This window comes from Streptomyces malaysiense (genome assembly GCF_000980885.2).
Classification (GTDB): domain Bacteria; phylum Actinomycetota; class Actinomycetes; order Streptomycetales; family Streptomycetaceae; genus Streptomyces; species Streptomyces malaysiense.
This window is the reverse complement of sequence record NZ_LBDA02000015.1, coordinates 24,882-40,947: the sequence shown is the minus strand read 5'-3', so window position 1 is coordinate 40,947 and position 16,066 is coordinate 24,882. Positions and strand designations below refer to the sequence as shown.

The 16,066-nt window shown below is 72.3% G+C and carries 13 protein-coding genes and 1 pseudogene; 10 read left to right on the top strand and 4 right to left on the bottom strand.

Translation table 11 applies throughout. From position 1 onward, the window contains the following. Positions 1-96 precede the first annotated feature (96 nt). Positions 97-621: a membrane protein gene (locus VT52_RS07805; RefSeq protein ID WP_046417869.1), complete on the bottom strand. Its 525-nt coding sequence runs from the start codon at positions 619-621 to the stop codon at positions 97-99. A gap of 277 nt (positions 622-898) precedes the next feature. On the opposite strand from VT52_RS07805, the gene VT52_RS07800 reads away from it, so the two are divergent. From VT52_RS07800 to VT52_RS07785, 4 genes are all read left to right on the top strand, one after another. Next, positions 899-1,753 carry a bifunctional methylenetetrahydrofolate dehydrogenase/methenyltetrahydrofolate cyclohydrolase gene (locus VT52_RS07800; RefSeq protein WP_046417871.1) on the top strand — a complete coding sequence of 285 codons (855 nt, stop codon included), beginning with the start codon at positions 899-901 and terminating at the stop codon, positions 1,751-1,753. After that, the gene (locus VT52_RS07795; protein WP_046417874.1) at positions 1,743-2,213 is read left to right on the top strand and encodes a DUF3017 domain-containing protein; all 471 of its coding nucleotides are present in this window, start codon (positions 1,743-1,745) and stop codon (positions 2,211-2,213) included. Before VT52_RS07800 ends, VT52_RS07795 begins: the two co-directional genes overlap by 11 nt. 175 nt (positions 2,214-2,388) lie before the next feature. Next, on the top strand, positions 2,389-3,585 hold the full coding sequence (locus VT52_RS07790) for a DUF2690 domain-containing protein (protein ID WP_046417875.1): 1,197 nt from the start codon (positions 2,389-2,391) through the stop codon (positions 3,583-3,585). A 309-nt stretch (positions 3,586-3,894) separates the two neighbouring features. Then, entirely contained in the window at positions 3,895-4,884 is a 990-nt protein-coding gene (locus VT52_RS07785; RefSeq protein WP_046417877.1) for a malate dehydrogenase, read from the top strand. A gap of 153 nt (positions 4,885-5,037) precedes the next feature. Here VT52_RS07785 and VT52_RS07780 read toward each other — a convergent pair. Further along, a pseudogene (locus VT52_RS07780) lies at positions 5,038-6,425 on the bottom strand (MFS transporter). Between the two features lie 95 nt (positions 6,426-6,520). On the opposite strand from VT52_RS07780, the gene VT52_RS07775 reads away from it, so the two are divergent. The 6 genes from VT52_RS07775 to VT52_RS07750 all read left to right on the top strand — a co-directional run bounded on the left by VT52_RS07775 (position 6,521) and on the right by VT52_RS07750 (position 14,852). Continuing rightward, positions 6,521-7,489: a LysR family transcriptional regulator gene (locus tag VT52_RS07775; protein WP_046417880.1), complete on the top strand. Its 969-nt coding sequence runs from the start codon at positions 6,521-6,523 to the stop codon at positions 7,487-7,489. Between the two features lie 160 nt (positions 7,490-7,649). After that, the gene (locus VT52_RS07770) at positions 7,650-9,170 is read left to right on the top strand and encodes an aldehyde dehydrogenase family protein (RefSeq protein ID WP_046417882.1); all 1,521 of its coding nucleotides are present in this window, start codon (positions 7,650-7,652) and stop codon (positions 9,168-9,170) included. Between the two features lie 67 nt (positions 9,171-9,237). Beyond that, positions 9,238-10,776, top strand: coding sequence for a GMC family oxidoreductase (locus tag VT52_RS07765; protein WP_046417884.1), 1,539 nt, complete (start codon positions 9,238-9,240; stop codon positions 10,774-10,776). Further along, a complete protein-coding gene (locus tag VT52_RS07760) occupies positions 10,773-11,963 on the top strand; it encodes a quaternary amine ABC transporter ATP-binding protein (protein WP_079174909.1) in 1,191 nt (396 codons plus the stop codon). The genes VT52_RS07765 and VT52_RS07760 overlap by 4 nt, the downstream gene beginning before the upstream one ends. Continuing rightward, positions 11,963-13,891 carry an ABC transporter permease gene (locus VT52_RS07755; RefSeq protein ID WP_079174908.1) on the top strand — a complete coding sequence of 643 codons (1,929 nt, stop codon included), beginning with the start codon at positions 11,963-11,965 and terminating at the stop codon, positions 13,889-13,891. The genes VT52_RS07760 and VT52_RS07755 overlap by 1 nt, the downstream gene beginning before the upstream one ends. 7 nt (positions 13,892-13,898) lie before the next feature. Further along, positions 13,899-14,852, top strand: coding sequence for an ABC transporter substrate-binding protein (locus tag VT52_RS07750; protein WP_420856268.1), 954 nt, complete (start codon positions 13,899-13,901; stop codon positions 14,850-14,852). Here VT52_RS07750 and VT52_RS07745 read toward each other — a convergent pair. Both VT52_RS07745 and VT52_RS07740 read right to left on the bottom strand, forming a co-directional pair. Beyond that, complete coding sequence (locus VT52_RS07745) at positions 14,849-15,571, bottom strand: isocitrate lyase/PEP mutase family protein (RefSeq protein WP_079174907.1); 723 nt, start codon at positions 15,569-15,571, stop codon at positions 14,849-14,851. The two genes, VT52_RS07750 and VT52_RS07745, sit on opposite strands and share 4 nt — an antisense overlap. Then, entirely contained in the window at positions 15,568-16,065 is a 498-nt protein-coding gene (locus VT52_RS07740; protein WP_046417888.1) for a carboxymuconolactone decarboxylase family protein, read from the bottom strand. Before VT52_RS07740 ends, VT52_RS07745 begins: the two co-directional genes overlap by 4 nt. Position 16,066 lies beyond the last annotated feature (1 nt).

The following is a 16,066-nucleotide window of genomic DNA, read 5'->3' as shown; positions in this document are numbered from 1 at the left end:
GAGTAGGGCGACGCGGCGGGGCCGTGTCCCCCCTGGAAGGGTGAGACACGGCCCCGGATGCCGAATGGCGCGAATCGCTCCGCGCCGCGGGCGTTCTCAGTAACGCGGGCGGCCGAACCAGGCCTTGCCGTCGGCACCGCCGACGAAGCAGGCGATCAGGATGCCCAGCACGATGTGGAAGATGCCCACGACGACGACGAACGGGTAGACGCCGAGCACCGCGGTCAGGATGCCGAACACCAGCGTGGTGACCCGCAGGCCGTTGCCGCCGGAGGAGAACTTCGCGGCCAGCACGATCGCCCACACCAGCCAGGCGAGCGCGAGCACCACGAAGGCCCACAGCACGCCCACCGGGTAGTCGGCGAGGCTGGGCACGGAGTTGTCGTTCTTGGCCTTGTTGACGGCCACGGCGAAGAAGGCGAACAGGCCCACGCCGATGACCTGGAGGGCGACGATCACCCACAGCATCACGCGGGCCGCGTTGACCTTGCCCGGCATGGCGGCCATCGGGGCGGTGGCGTACGGCTGCTGGACCGGCGGCGCGGCGGGGTAGCCGTATCCGGGCTGCTGCGGCTGTCCCTGGGGAGCGCCGTAAGGGTTGTTCGGGTCGCCATAGCTCATGGCTGGTGTTCCTCCGTCGTTCGAGCGAGTGCGGGGACGAGGCGCGGCACCGCACGGAGGAGAGTTGCTACAGATGCGGTTCGTCCCCCCGATGAGCTGCCCGCTGCACTGTGCTGTTCATGGTTCTTGACCGGATACTTACTTGTCCAGCCGTAATCCCCGGGTGTTGTGCAAGTGCAACATCAGGGATCACCCGGGGACCGGCTACGACCCTGGTGGGGGCCCCGACGCGGCCCCGGATTGGAACCCTGGGGCGGTCATCCTGGAGGATGGGGGTATGACCGCCCAGATTCTCGATGGCAAGGCCACCGCAGCCGCGATCAAGTCCGATCTGACCGCCCGCGTGGCGGCGCTGAAGGAGAAGGGCATCACGCCCGGCCTCGGCACGATCCTGGTCGGGGACGACCCCGGCAGCCGCAAGTACGTCGCGGGCAAGCACCGCGACTGCGCCGAGGTGGGCCTCGCCTCCATCCAGCGGGAGCTGCCGGCCACCGCCACCCAGGAGGAGATCGAGGCGGTCGTCCGCGAGCTGAACGAGGACCCGGCCTGCACCGGCTACATCGTCCAGCTGCCGCTGCCCAGGGGCATCGACGAGAACCGCATCCTGGAGCTGATGGACCCGGCCAAGGACGCGGACGGCCTGCACCCGATGAACCTCGGGCGCCTGGTCCTCAACGAGCCCGCCCCGCTGCCCTGCACCCCCAACGGCATCCTCACCCTGCTGCGCCGCTACGGCGTGGAGATCAAGGGCGCCGAGGTCGTGGTCGTCGGCCGGGGCGTCACCATCGGCCGTCCGATGCCGCTGCTGCTCACCCGCCGCAGCGAGAACGCCACCGTGACCCAGTGCCACACCGGCACCCGCGATCTGTCCGCCCACCTCAAGCGCGCCGACATCGTCATCGCGGCGGCGGGCGCCCCGCACCTGATCCGCGCCGAGGACATCAAGCCGGGCGCGGCCGTCCTGGACGTGGGCGTCTCCCGCAACGCCGAGGGCAAGATCGTCGGCGACGTTCACCCGGACGTGACCGGGGTGGCCGGCTTCATCTCCCCCAACCCCGGCGGTGTCGGCCCCATGACCCGGGCCCAGCTGCTGGTCAACGTGGTCGAGGCGGCGGAGCGCAGTGCCGGCTGAGGACACGCGGGACGGCCAGGAGACCGTCCGCGACGCGATCAGCGCCCCCGACGCCGAGGGGCGCCCGCGGCGGGTCACCCGCCGCTTCCCGCTGTTCACGCGGGACACCGCCCGGCCGGAGGGCGGTGGCCGGGCCGCGCCCGGCGGCGCGCCCGCGCCCGCCCGGCAGTGGCCCCTGCTGTTGGTGCTGGGCACGGTCGCGCTCGGCCTGCTGCTGACCGCGTTGGACGCGTTCCGCGTCGGCACCCTGCTGATCGGCGCCGCGCTGCTGGCCGGCGCGGTGCTGCGCTGGCTGCTGCCCGGCGTCGGCATGCTCGCGGTCCGCTCCCGCTTCACCGACATCAGCACCTACGGCATCCTCGGCCTGGCGATCGTCCTGCTGGCCCTGATGGCCCAGCCGCACCCCCTGCTGGAGATCCCGTTCCTGAGCAACACGCTGCACTTCACGATGACCAAATAGGGCCGGTGGTACGGCGGTTCGTCCCCACCCCCGATGAGGGACGAACCGCCGCCCGATTCACCCTGGCTCCTGGCGAACGGCCTGTTCAACGGCTTTCTTCGCGCTGTGGCACGGAAGTGACCGTTCCGCTGAACGGTGACCGTCCGGTACGAAAGTGGGGATGAGGGGGGAGACGATGTCTCGCTGGAAGACCTTGCCGAACGAACTCGACCCGGAGATCAAGGAGTTCGTCAGCCAACTGCGGTGGCTCGTGGACCAGGGCGGGCTCGGCGGCGCGGCCCTGGCCGACCGCACGGGCTACGGCAGGGCGTCCTGGGAAAGCTACCTCGCCGGCCGGCTCCTCGCCCCCAAGGGCGCGGCCGTCGCACTGGCCGAGGCGGCGGGGACCAGCCCGGGGCCGATCATCACGATGTGGGAGCTGGCCGAACGGGCCTGGAGCCGGGCGGAGTTGGGGCACGAGCACGCGGTGCCGGGGAGCCGGTCCGCGAGCGGTACCGAGGACGGCACGCCGGGCGTCCCGAGGATTCCCGCCCAGCCGAAGGCGGCGGAGGCGGAGCGGCGCGGCGGCGCGCCGGGAGAGTCCTCCGGTGGCAACTCATGGGGGCTGGCCGGGTATCAGGGGCCGTCGCGGGCGAGCGGGCGGCCGGGCGGATGGCCGGAGCCGGTACGGATCCCCGGTGAGCCGGAGCCGCTCGGCCCCGAGGGCCCGCACGGCCCCCTGGACGCGCGGAGTCCTCAGGGCACCCAGAGCCTCCAGGGTCCTCAGAGCCCTCAGGGCACCCGGAACCCTCAGCATCCTCAGGGCTCTCAGAGCTCTCAGGGCTCTCAGGGTTCCGACCCCGTACGGCCCTCGGGCCCCGACGGAAGGTCCGGATACCGGCAGCCGGCGCTGATGTTCCTCGGCGGGTTCGCCACGGTGCTGCTGATCATCCTCGGCGTCTTCCACTTCACCGGGGACCACGGCGGCGGCAAGCACGAGGCGGCGCCCGAGCGCCCGGCCCGCAGCCCGGGTCCGAAGGCGAGCCTGCCGCCCGGGGTGAAGTGTTCCGGTTCGGACTGCGTGGGCAAGGACGCCGAGTCGATGGGGTGCAGCGGCGACCAGGTGACCACCGCCCAGACCGTCACCCTCGGCACCACCACCCTCGAGGTCCGCTACAGCAAGGTCTGCGGCGCCGCGTGGGGCCGGATCACCGGCGCGGTGCCCGGCGACGAGGTCCAGGTCACCGGGGCGCGGGGCAAGGTCCGCGAGACCAGGCGGGCCACGCAGGCGGGCGACACCATCGCCTACACCCCGATGATCGCCGCGAAGGATCCGGCCCAGGCGACGGCGTGCGCCACGCTCGCGTCGGGCCGTACGGGCTGTACGCGGTGAAGCCCGTACGGATGAATTCGGGAGCGCCGCGCATGCCCGCGCCGATCCCGGGCAAGCGGACTGTCACCCCCCACGGGAGGCCGGTGCGCCGGTATCCCCACCGGCGGCCGTCTCCGTCCACCCTCTCCGGACGGACGGCCGCCTTTTCCGGCCCACTCGCGATCTTCTGTGGGGTGGGCCACAGGGCCCCGCACGTCTCGCATGCCGGATGCGCGATAGCCTGACCGCTGGATCTCTCTTGACGCCAAGAGATCGATCATCCGCCCGGGGCAGGGACGCCCCACCGCCAGCTGTCATACGGAGAACGCCATGACCCGCACTCCCGTGAACGTCACCGTCACCGGCGCGGCCGGCCAGATCGGTTACGCCCTGCTCTTCCGCATCGCCTCCGGCCAGCTGCTCGGCGCGGACGTGCCGGTCCGTCTGCGCCTCCTGGAGATCACCCCGGCCCTCAAGGCCGCCGAGGGCACGGCCATGGAGCTGGACGACTGCGCCTTCCCGCTGCTCCAGGGCATCGACATCTCCGACGACCCGAACGTCGCCTTCGACGGCGCCAACGTGGCCCTGCTGGTCGGCGCCCGCCCGCGCACCAAGGGCATGGAGCGCGGTGACCTGCTGGAGGCCAACGGCGGCATCTTCAAGCCGCAGGGCAAGGCCATCAACGACCACGCCGCGGACGACATCAAGGTCCTGGTCGTCGGCAACCCGGCCAACACGAACGCGCTGATCGCGCAGGCGGCGGCGCCGGACGTACCGGCCGAGCGGTTCACCGCGATGACCCGTCTGGACCACAACCGGGCGCTGACGCAGCTGGCGAAGAAGACGGGCTCGACCGTCGCCGACATCAAGCGGCTGACGATCTGGGGCAACCACTCCGCCACGCAGTACCCGGACATCTTCCACGCGACGGTCGGCGGCAAGAACGCGGCCGAGGTCGTGTCCGACGAGAAGTGGCTGGCCGAGGACTTCATCCCGACCGTCGCCAAGCGCGGTGCGGCCATCATCGAGGCGCGTGGCGCGTCGTCGGCGGCGTCCGCCGCGAACGCCGCGATCGACCACGTGCACACCTGGGTCAACGGCACGGCCGACGGTGACTGGACGTCCATGGGCATCCCGTCCGACGGTTCGTACGGGGTGCCGGAGGGCCTGATCTCCTCCTTCCCCGTCACCACGAAGGACGGCAAGTACGAGATCGTGCAGGGCCTGGAGATCAACGAGTTCTCCCGCGCCCGCATCGACGCCTCGGTCAAGGAGCTCTCGGAGGAGCGCGAGGCGGTCCGCGCGCTCGGCCTCATCTGACGGTAGTCCGCACGCGGGCCCCGCACCGGTTTCCTCCGGAGCGGGGCCCGCGTGCGTGTGCGGTCGGGGATTCGCCGTGGGGTCGGGGGTGTGCCGCCGGGTGCGGGTGCGGGTGCGGGTGCGTCGTGGCCGGTCGCGCAGTTCCCCGCGCCCCTAGGGGGTTGCCGCTGACGTCGGCCGCGAAGTCGACGGCCCGCGCTCGCCGTACCCCCTCACCACCGAGGCCGTGGCCACCAGCACCACCACCCCCACCACCCGCAACGCCGGCCCCATTCCCTGGACCGGGCCGGTGTGCCCCGAGAGCACCGTGCCGGTCACGGCGACACCGAGGGCCGCGCCCGTTTCGCGGGCCGTCGTGCCCAGGCCCGAGCCCAGGCCCGCCTGGTGCGGAGGGAGGGAGGTGACGACACCCAGGGTGAGCGGCGGCATGCACAGGCCGGCGCCGGCGGAGATGACGAGGAGCCAGCAGACGAAGAGCCCGTACGGCGTGGACCCGGACGCCGTGGACGCGCCGAGCAGCCCGAGTCCGATGAGCGCGAGCCCCGTGCCGACGAGCGCCCGCGGCCGGCCGGACCAGCGCGTGGCCAGCTTCTGCGCGCCGGCCATCCCGATCACCAGTGGCATGATCGCCACCCCGGTGACGGCGGGACCGTACCCCTTGACCTCCTGGAGGTACTGGGAGTTGACGAAGAAGAGGGAGAAGAGGCCGAAGAAGCCGGTCGCCGTGCCGAGGGACGCCGCCCGCAGCCGGGGCGAGACGAAGACCCGCGGGTCGAACAGCGGCTCCCGGGCACGCAGGGCGTGCACCGTGAACGCGGTCACCAGCACCACCCCCGCGCCGAACGCGCCGGCGATGCGCGCGGACAGCCAGCCGTACGACGGCCCCTCGATGATCCCGAACAGCACGGTCACCAGCCCCGCGATCAGCAGCACCGCGCCGAGCGGATCGGTGTTGCCCGCGGTCGAGCGCTCCGTGCGGGGGACCACCCGTGCCACCGCCGCCGCCGGCAGCGCCGCGAGCGGCACCATGACCCAGAACAGCGCCCGCCAGCCGAGGAACTGACCGGCGAGTCCGCCGCCGAGATTGCCCGCGGCCCCGCCGAGACCGATCGACAGTGTCCAGGCGGCCATCGCGCCGCGCCGCCGCGCCGGCGCCGCCAGCCGCATCAGCAGGGACAGCGTGGCCGGAGTGATCAGCGCGGCGCCCGCGCCGGACAGGCCCCGGCCCGCGATCAGCACCGGCGGCGCCCCGGCCAGCGCGCTGGTCGTGTCGCGGCGCCCGCCGCGAACAGCGCGAGCCCGGCGAGCAGCGCGCCCTTGTGACCGTGCCGGTCACCGAACGCCCCGGCGGGGATCAGCAGCCCGGCGAAGACGATGACATAGGCGTCGACCGTCCACAGGATCTCGGTGTGCGAGGGATGCAGCGAGGACGAACTCAGCTGCGGTATCAGCAGGTTGATCGCCGCCACCATGCTCTGCGCGACCAGGACGCAGGCGCACAGGGCGAGCAGGGCGGGGCGTTTCAGGGCGTGCGAGGGCACGGCTCCTCCCGGGAGCTCGGCGGGTTTTCGGGGATGCCCGCTCACCGTAGGCTCGCCCCTGACCTGCACTCCAGTGCAACTTATGCAAGGAATGAATGCGCATGACGCAATCCACTGGCCTCGACCTGAATCTGCTGGCCGCACTGGACGTGCTGCTGGAGGAGCAGAGCGTGCGGGGCGCCGCGCGCCGGCTGCATCTGTCCGAGCCGGCCATGAGCCGCACCCTCGGCCGCATCCGCAAGGCCCTCGGCGATCCCGTCCTGGTGCGGGCCGGCCGGCGGATGGTGCCGACCCCGCACGCCCTGGCCGTACGCGCCGAGGTGAGCGCCGTGGTGGAGCGGGCCCGCGCCCTGTTCGCGCCCGGCCGGGACACCGACCTGCGCACGGTCAGCCGTACCTTCACGATCCTCGGCCACGACGCCATGGTCGCCACCCACGGCGCCGCGCTCCTCGCCCGCGCCGCGCGCGAGGCCCCCGGCATCCGGCTGCGCTTCCTGTCCGAGAGCCACGTCGACGCCCCGCTCCTGCGGCAGGGCACCGCCGACCTGGAGATCGGGGTGATCGACACCATCGCCCCCGAGGTGCACCGGGAGACGGTCCACGAGGACCGCATGCTCGGCGTCGTACGCTCCGGCCACCCTTTGCTGGAGGGCGAGTTGACCCCCGAGCGGTTCGCCACCGCGGCGGGTCACCTCATCGTGTCCCGGCGCGGCAGGCTGCGCGGACCGGTCGACGACGCGCTGGCCGAGCTGGGCCTGAGCAGACGGGTGGTGGGCAGCGTCGGCACCTACCCGGCGTCGCTGTTCGTGCTGCGCGAGACCGATCTCATCGGCCTGATCAGCCCCTGGACCCGCCCGCTCGCCGAGCCCCTCGGGCTGACCGTCTTCGAGATCCCGCTCCGGCTCCCGGCCGCCCCGGTCGGCTTCGCCTGGCACCCCCGCCATGACGCCGACCCGGCCCACGCCTGGCTCCGCGCCAACGTCCGCGAGCTGATGGAACGGGGCGCCGGTCCCGCCGCCACGGGCTGTACCGGCTCCATGGACCGAACGCAGCGACTCGAATGACCGCTTCTGTCCGTTTTCTGCACTCCTTTTAGTGACGCCGCGCACTTTTGGCGACTGATTCGGCATGCGAGCGGAGGTTCGGGGCAGGGGGCCACGGTCCCTGAGCCGGCCCTTTGCGTGACACAGGGGCGTCGAACAGTAACGGAAGGCAACACCGATCATGGCGGAAAGCACGGCACGACAGAACCAGGCGACCATCCACGCGGGAGGCGAGTGGTCGACGGCGATCTCCGGGGCGACCCGGGAGATTCTCGACCCCGCGGACGCCCTGCCGTTCGCCGTGGTCGCGGAGGGGGACGAGAAGGACGCCGAGCGCGCCGTGGCCGCGGCCCGGCAGGCGTTCGACCACGGCCCCTGGCCGGGCACCCCCGTCGCCGAGCGCGCCGCCCTGCTGCGCCGCGTCGCCGACCTCCTCGTACGCGACCGCGAAGCGCTCGGCCGGCTGGAGGCCCAGGACGCGGGCAAGACCGTGGAAGAGGGCCGGGTCGACATCGACTGTGTCGCCGACGCCTTCCGCTACTTCGCCGACCTGGTGGCCGCCGAGGCTCCCGGCCGCGTCGTGGACGCCGGCTCGCCGGACGTCCACAGCGTCGTCGTGCACGAGCCGGTCGGCGTCTGTGCCCTGATCACCCCCTGGAACTACCCGCTGCTCCAGGCGAGCTGGAAGATCGCCCCGGCGCTCGCGGCCGGCAACACCTTCGTGATCAAGCCCAGCGAGATCACCCCGATGACCACCGTCGCGCTCGTCGAGCTGCTGGTCGAGGCCGGACTGCCCGCGGGCGTCGCCAACATCGTCACCGGCCCCGGTCACACCGTCGGCGCCCGGTTCGCCGAGCACCCCGACGTCGACCTGGTCTCCTTCACCGGTGGGCTGGTCAGCGGCACCAAGGTCGCCCAGGCCGCCGCGCCCAGCGTGAAGAAGGTCGCCCTCGAACTCGGCGGCAAGAACCCCAACGTGGTCTTCGCCGACGCCTGCGCCACCGACGAGGGCTTCGACACCGCCGTCGACCAGGCCCTGAACGCGGCCTTCATCCACAGCGGCCAGGTCTGCTCGGCCGGCGGCCGGCTCATCGTCGAGGAGACGGTGCGCGAACGTTTCGTCGCCGAACTCGCCCGCCGCGCCCAGAAGATCAGGATCGGCCGCGGCACCGAGGACGGCGTCGAGGTCGGCCCCCTCGTCTCCGAGCAGCAGCGCGCCAAGACCGAGGCGTACGTCGCCTCCGCGCTCGCCGAGGGCGCGACCCTGCGCTGCGGCGGCAAGCGGCCCGAACCCGCCCCCGAGCGGCCCGCCTCCGGCTACTTCTACGAGCCGACCGTGCTCGACGGCTGCCACCGCGAGATGAAGGTCGTCCGCGAGGAGGTCTTCGGCCCCGTCCTCACCGTCGAGACCTTCACCACCGAGGACGAGGCCGTCCGCCTCGCCAACGACACCGAGTACGGCCTCGCCGGAGCCGTGTGGACCACCGACCCCGGCAGGGCCCGGCGCGTCGCGGCCCGGCTGCGCCACGGCACCGTCTGGATCAACGACTTCCACCCCTACCTGCCCCAGGCGGAGTGGGGCGGCTTCGGCAAGAGCGGCACCGGCCGCGAGCTGGGCCCCGCCGGACTCGCCGAGTACCGGGAGACCAAGCACGTCTACCAGAACCTCGCGCCGAAGCCGGTGCGCTGGTTCGCCGGCTGAGCGGACGCCGTTCAGGCAAGCCCCCGTTCGGGCCCCGAGACTTCCCGACACCCTGGAGCAGCACCCCATGTCCCACACCCCCCACGTCTACGACTACGTCGTCATCGGCGGCGGCACCGCGGGCTCGGTCATCGCCTCCCGACTCACCGAGGACCCCGACGTCACCGTCGCCGTCATCGAGGGCGGCCCGAGCGACATCGACCGCGAGGACGTCCTCACCCTGCGCCGCTGGCTGGGCCTGCTGGGCGGCGACCTCGACTACGAGTACACGACCGTCGAGCAGCCGAACGGCAACTCCCACATCCTGCACAGCCGCGCCAAGGTCCTCGGCGGCTGCTCCTCGCACAACACCCTGATCTCCTTCAAGCCGCTGCCCTCCGACTGGGACGAGTGGGAGCAGGCCGGTGCCAGGGGCTGGGGCGCGGTCCCGATGGAGGCGTACTACGCCCGGCTGCGCAACAACATCGTGCGCGTCGCCGACAAGGACCAGAACGCCATCGCCAAGGACTGGATCGACGCGGCCAAGAGCGCGATCGGCGTCCCGGAGGTGATCGGCTTCAACGACAAGCCGTTCCACGAGGGCGTCGGCTTCCTCGACCTCGCCTACCACCCGGAGAACAACAAGCGGTCCTCCGCCTCCGTCGCCTACCTGCACCCGCACATCGAGGCCGGCGACCGCCCCAACCTCACGCTGCTGCTGGAGACCTGGGCGTACAAGCTGGAGCTGGACGGCAAGCGCGCCACCGGCGTCCACGTGCGCACCAAGGACGGCGCGGAGCAGCTGATCAGCGCGCGCCAGGAGGTCGTCGTCTGCGCCGGCGCCGTGGACTCGCCGCGCCTGCTGCTGCTGTCCGGCATCGGCCCGAAGCGGGACCTCGAAGAGCTGGGCATCCCGGTCACGCACGACCTGCCGGGCGTCGGAGAGAACCTCCAGGACCACCCCGAGTCGGTGATCGTGTGGGAGACGAACCGGCCGCTGCCGGAGAACTCGGCGATGGACTCCGACGCCGCGCTGTTCGTGCGCCGGGACGAGTCGCTCGACGCCCCCGACCTGATGTTCCACTTCTACCAGATCCCCTTCACCGACAACCCCGAGCGGCTGGGCTACGAACGCCCCGAGCACGGCGTGTCGATGACCCCGAACATCCCCAAGTCCCGCGCCCGCGGCCGGCTCTACCTCACGAGCGCCGACCCCGAGACCAAGCCCGCCCTCGACTTCCGGTACTTCACCGACGAGGACGGCTACGACGCGCGGACCCTCGTCGACGGAGTGAAGATCGCCCGCGAGATCGCCGGCACCGAGCCGTTCGCCGGCTGGCTGAAGCGCGAGGTCTTCCCCGGCCCCGAGGTCACCGACGACGAGCAGCTCAGCGAGCTGCTGCGCAAGGCCCACCACACCGTCTACCACCCCGCCGGCACCTGCCGGATGGGCGCGGCCGACGACGAACGCGCCGTGGTCGACCCGGAGCTGAAGATCCGTGGTCTCGACGGCATTCGCATCGCGGACGCGTCCGTCTTCCCGACCATTCCCGCCGTCAACCCGATGATCGGGGTGCTGATGGTCGGGGAGAAGGCCGTCGATCTGATCGGAGGCGATCGCCGATGAGTACCACCACCGTCCCCACCCGCAAGCCCCCCACCGCCCAGGGCGACGAGCCGGTCTTCTCGGTCTCCGGCCTGTGGAAGGTCTTCGGCCCCAAGCCGGAGCGCGTCCCCGCCGACCCCGAACTCGGCGCCCTCGACGCGGCCGAGCTGCGCACCCGCACCGGCTGCACCGCCGCCGTCCGCGACGTCTCCTTCGACGTCCGCAAGGGCGAGGTGTTCGTGGTGATGGGCCTGTCCGGCTCCGGCAAGTCCACCCTCGTACGCTGCCTGACCCGGCTGATCGAGCCGACCGCGGGCACCATCGCCATCGACGGCGAGGACGTACGTGCCATGGACAAGTCCCGGCTGCGCGAACTGCGCCGGCACCGCGCCGCGATGGTCTTCCAGCACTTCGGCCTGCTCCCGCACCGCACCGTGCTGGACAACGTGGCCTACGGCCTGGAGATCCAGGGCGTCGGCAAGGCCGAGCGCCGCGAGCGCGCGGCCGAGATCGTCGCCAAGGTCGGCCTCGAGGGCATGGAGAACCGCCGTCCCGGCCAGCTCTCCGGCGGTCAGCGCCAGCGCGTCGGCCTCGCCCGCGCGCTCGCCGTCGACCCCGAGGTGCTGCTCTTCGACGAGCCGTTCAGCGCCCTCGACCCCCTCATCCGCCGTGACATGCAGGACGAGGTCGCCCGCCTCCACCAGGAGGAGGGCCGCACGATGGTCTTCATCACCCACGACCTCAGCGAGGCCCTCAAGCTCGGCGACCGCATCGCCCTGATGCGCGACGGCCAGGTCGTCCAGCTCGGCACCCCCGAGGAGATCGTCGGCTCCCCGGCCGACGACTACGTCCGCGAGTTCGTCCGGGACGTGCCGCGCGAACAGGTGCTGACCGCCCGTACGGCCATGCGTCCCGCCGCCCCCGCCGACGAGACCGGCAGCGGCCCCGCCGTCAGCCCCGACGCCACGGTCGCCGAGGCCATCGAAGCCGTGGCCCGCGCCGGCGAACCGGCCCGTGTGATGGACGAGGGCAAGTGCCTGGGCGTGGTCGGCCACGAGCAGCTGCTGGGCGTCGTCGCGGGTGTGGACAGCACGTCCGCGACCGCGAGCGGTCCCACCGCCGGCCCGATACCGAAGGACACGGCCACCGAGCCCCGCGAGCACGCGCGGGCGGAGAAGCCGGCGACCTCCACCCCGGAGGCCGTCTGATGGCTACCCTCACCGTCCCCGCCCTGCGCACCAGAACCCCCGCCGTCCTGCGCAACAGAGCCGTCGGCAAGCTCCTCCTGCTCGCCCTGGTCACGGCCGTCCTGCTCCCGCTGCTGCACGGCCGCGCCTGGCCGCACCACCTCACGGTCAGCCTCACCCAGCCGCTGACCGACGCCAGCAACTGGATCATCGACAACCGCGACACCCACCCCCTCTTCCTCTACTTCTTCGGCTACATCAGCAACGCCGTCGTCCTCTCCGTCCACGCGGTCTACGTCACCCTCCTCGCGCTCGGCTGGCCGGGCGTCACCGCGCTGGGCGCCCTCGTCGCCTGGCGTGTGGCGGGACCCCGCCTCGCCGCCGGTACCGCCGCCGCGTTCCTCGCCTGCGGCGCGCTCGGCATGTGGGAAGCGACGATGCAGACCCTCGCGCTGATGGTCGCGGCCGTCCTCGCCTCGGTGCTCGTCGGCCTCGTCCTCGGTCTCGCCGGCGGTCTGTCCGCGCGCCTCGACCGCGCCCTGCGCCCGGTCCTGGACACGATGCAGGTCCTCCCGGCCTTCGCCTACCTCCTCCCCGTCGTCCTGGTCTTCGGCATCGGCGTCCCCGCGGCCGTCCTCGCCACCGTCGTCTACGCCGCCCCGCCCATGGCCCGCCTCACCGCGCTGGGCCTGCGCGGCGCCGACCCCGAGGTCCTGGAGGCCGTGGAGTCGCTCGGTGCCACCCGCCGCCAGCGGCTGCTGACCGCCCGTATCCCGCTGGCCCGCAAGGAACTGCTGCTGGGCCTCAACCAGACGATCATGATGGCCCTCTCCATGGCCGTCATCGCCTCCGTCATCGGCGCCGGCGGTCTCGGTGACCGCGTCTACCAGGCCCTGTCCACCGTCGACGTCGGCCAGGCCCTCGCCGCCGGCATCCCGATCGTGCTGCTCGCCGTGGTCCTGGACCGGGTGACCGGCGCGGCCGGTGCCGACGGGGCGAAGGCGCCCCGGACGATCGGATGGCTCTACGCCCTCGCCGTCACCGCGGCCGCCGCCCTCGCCGCCCGGCTGCTGGGCGCGCTCGACTGGCCGGTCGGCTGGAACGTGGAGATCGCCGCGCCGGTCAACCGCGCCGTCGCCTGGATGACCAGCCACCTCTACTCCGGCGTCCCGGTCGTCGGCGGCACCGCCGACTGGGCGGCCCACTTCACCACCTGGGTCCTGGACCCGGTCCGGGACGGCCTCCAGTGGCTGCCGTGGTGGTCGCTGCTGCTGATCGTCGCCGCCCTCGCCTGGGTGATCGGTACCTGGCGCACCGCCCTGACCGCCGTGCTCGCCATGGCCGCGATCGGCGTGCTCGGCGTGTGGGAGCCCTCCCTCGACACCCTCTCCCAGGTACTGGCCGCCGTCGCCGTCACCCTCGTGCTCGGCTTCGCCGTCGGCATCGCCGCAGCCCGCAGCGACCGCGTCGAGCGCGCCCTGCGCCCGGTCCTGGACGTCTTCCAGACGATGCCGCAGTTCGTGTACCTGATCCCGGTCGTCGCCCTGTTCGGCGTCGGCCGCGCCCCCGCGGTCGCCGCGGCCGTCGTCTACGCGCTGCCCGCCGTCGTCCGCATCACCACGCAGGGCCTGCGCCAGGTCGACCCGGCGGCGCTGGAGTCGGCGCGCTCGCTCGGCGCGACCGGCCGACAGCAGCTCTGGCAGGTCCAGATCCCGCTCGCCCGGCGCGCGTTGCTGCTGGCCGTCAACCAGGGCGTGGTCCTGGTCCTCGCGGTCGTCATCATCGGCGGTCTGGTCGGCGGCGGCGCCCTCGGCTACAACGTCGCCTACGGCCTCGCCCAGGGCGACCTGGCGACCGGTCTGGTGGCCGGTGCCGCCATCGTCTGCCTGGGCCTGATGCTGGACCGGGTGACCCAGCCGACCGAACGCCGCCCGGGGAAGGGAGCCTGACATGCGGATCCGACTGCGTACGACGATCCCCGTCGCGCTCGCCGTGCTGGGGCTGACCACCGGCTGCGGCGCCGCCGACATGACCAAGCAGGCCAGCCCGTTCGCCCACAACGGCGGCGGCAAGAGCGTCACGCTCTCCGTGCAGTCCTGGGTCGGCGCCGAGTCCAACGTCGCCGTCGCCCAGTACCTGCTGGAGCACAAGCTGGGCTACCGCGTCGACACCGTCCAGGTCGACGAGGTGCCCGCGTGGGACGCGCTGAGCCAGGGCCGGGTCGACGCCATCCTGGAGGACTGGGGCCACCCCGACCAGGAGAAGCGCTACGTCGAGGACAAGAAGACGATCGCGCGGGCCGGCGATCTCGGGGTGACCGGTCACATCGGCTGGTTCGTGCCGACGTACCTCGTCAAGCAGCACCCCGACATCACGGACTGGCACAACCTCAACAAGTACGCCTCGCTCTTCCGCACGGCGGAGAGCGGCGGCAAGGGCCAGCTGATGGACGGCTCCCCGTCCTATGTCACCAATGACAAGGCCCTGGTGAAGAACCTGAAGCTGAACTACAAGGTCGTCTTCGCCGGGTCCGAGGCCGCGCAGATCACCCAGATCAAGCAGTTCGCCAGGGAGAAGAAGCCCTTCCTGACGTACTGGTACTCGCCGCAGTGGCTGTTCAAGAAGGTCCCGATGACGGAGGTGAAGCTGCCGCCGTACAAGGACGGCTGCGACGCGGACGCGGCGAAGATCACCTGCGCCTATCCGCAGACCCCGCTCCAGAAGTACCTCAACGCGGACTTCGCCAAGTCGGGCGGCAAGGCGGCCGACTTCCTGAAGAAGTTCCACTGGACCACCGACGACCAGAACGAGGTCTCCCTGCTGATCGCCCAGGACAAGCTGTCCCCGGACGAGGCCGCCAAGAAGTGGGTGGACAGCCACCCCTCGACCTGGAAGCAGTGGCTGTCCTAGCGCAGCCCGGTGGCGGCTTCGGCCGCCGCCGCCGTGGCCCTGCGCTGGAGCTGCGGGCCGAACGTGATCCGGGTGGCCCCGAGTCCGCCGAGCGCGGCGGGTGAGGGGCCGTCCGGCGTCAGCAGGGCCAGCGCGTTCAGCGGGCCCTCGACACCGGACCGCAGCAGGGGCAGTACGGCGACCGGGGCCATGATCGGGTACACGCACTCGGCACCGGCCGCGACGTACGACGCGGCGCGCTCGACGGCCCGTTCCGGGTTGCCGTCGCCGTGCACGAAGACGTCGACGCGGGCGTTGAGGAAGATCCGGCCCGCGGCGGCCGCGCAGAACTCGGCCAGGTAGTCGGCGTGCTCCCCGGGGTCCTTGAGCGTGCCCCGGGCGGAGTCCTCGATGTTGCAGCCGACGGCCCCCGCCTCCAGCAGCCGCTCCACCAGCTCCCCGGGCGCGATCCCGTACCCGTCCTCGATGTCCGCCGTGACCGGCACGTCCACCGCACGCGTGATCCGGGCGACCGCCGCGAACATCTCGTCCGCCGGGGTCTCGCCGTCCACGTACCCGAGCGCGGCGGCGAGACCCGCGCTCGGCGTGGCCAGCGCCTCGAACCCCGCCTGGGCGAGGGCCCGCGCGCTGGCCGCGTCCCACGGACCGGGCAGGATCAGCGGGTCCCCGGGCGGGCGTCCCCGGTGCAGCGCGCGGAGCACCTCCACGGTGCCGGTCACCGGTGCTGGCCCGGCTGGTAGTGGCCCGGGGTCATCCGGGCGGTGACGCCGAACCGGTTCCAGGCGTTGATCATCGTGATCGAGGCGATCAGCCGGGTCAGCTCGGACTCCTCGAACTGCTTGGCGGCCCGCTCGTACACCTCGTCCGGCACGAAGCCGTCGGTGAGGACGGTGATCGCCTCGGTCAGTTCGATCGCCGCCAGCTCCTTCTCCGTGTAGAAGTGCCGCGACTCCTCCCACGCGCCGAGCTGGACGATCCGCTCCACGCTCTCCCCGGCCGCGAGCGCGTCCTTGGTGTGCATGTCCAGGCAGAACGCGCAGTGGTTGAGCTGCGAGGCGCGGATCTTCACCAGTTCGAGCAGCTTCGGGTCCAGCCCCTGACGGGCCGCGATGTCCAGCCGGACCATCGCCTTGTACACGTCCGGGGCGTGCTCGCTCCAGTTCAGGCGGGGGGCGTGCTCGGTGGCGTACTCGGCGTTCTCGTTCTTGTCCATG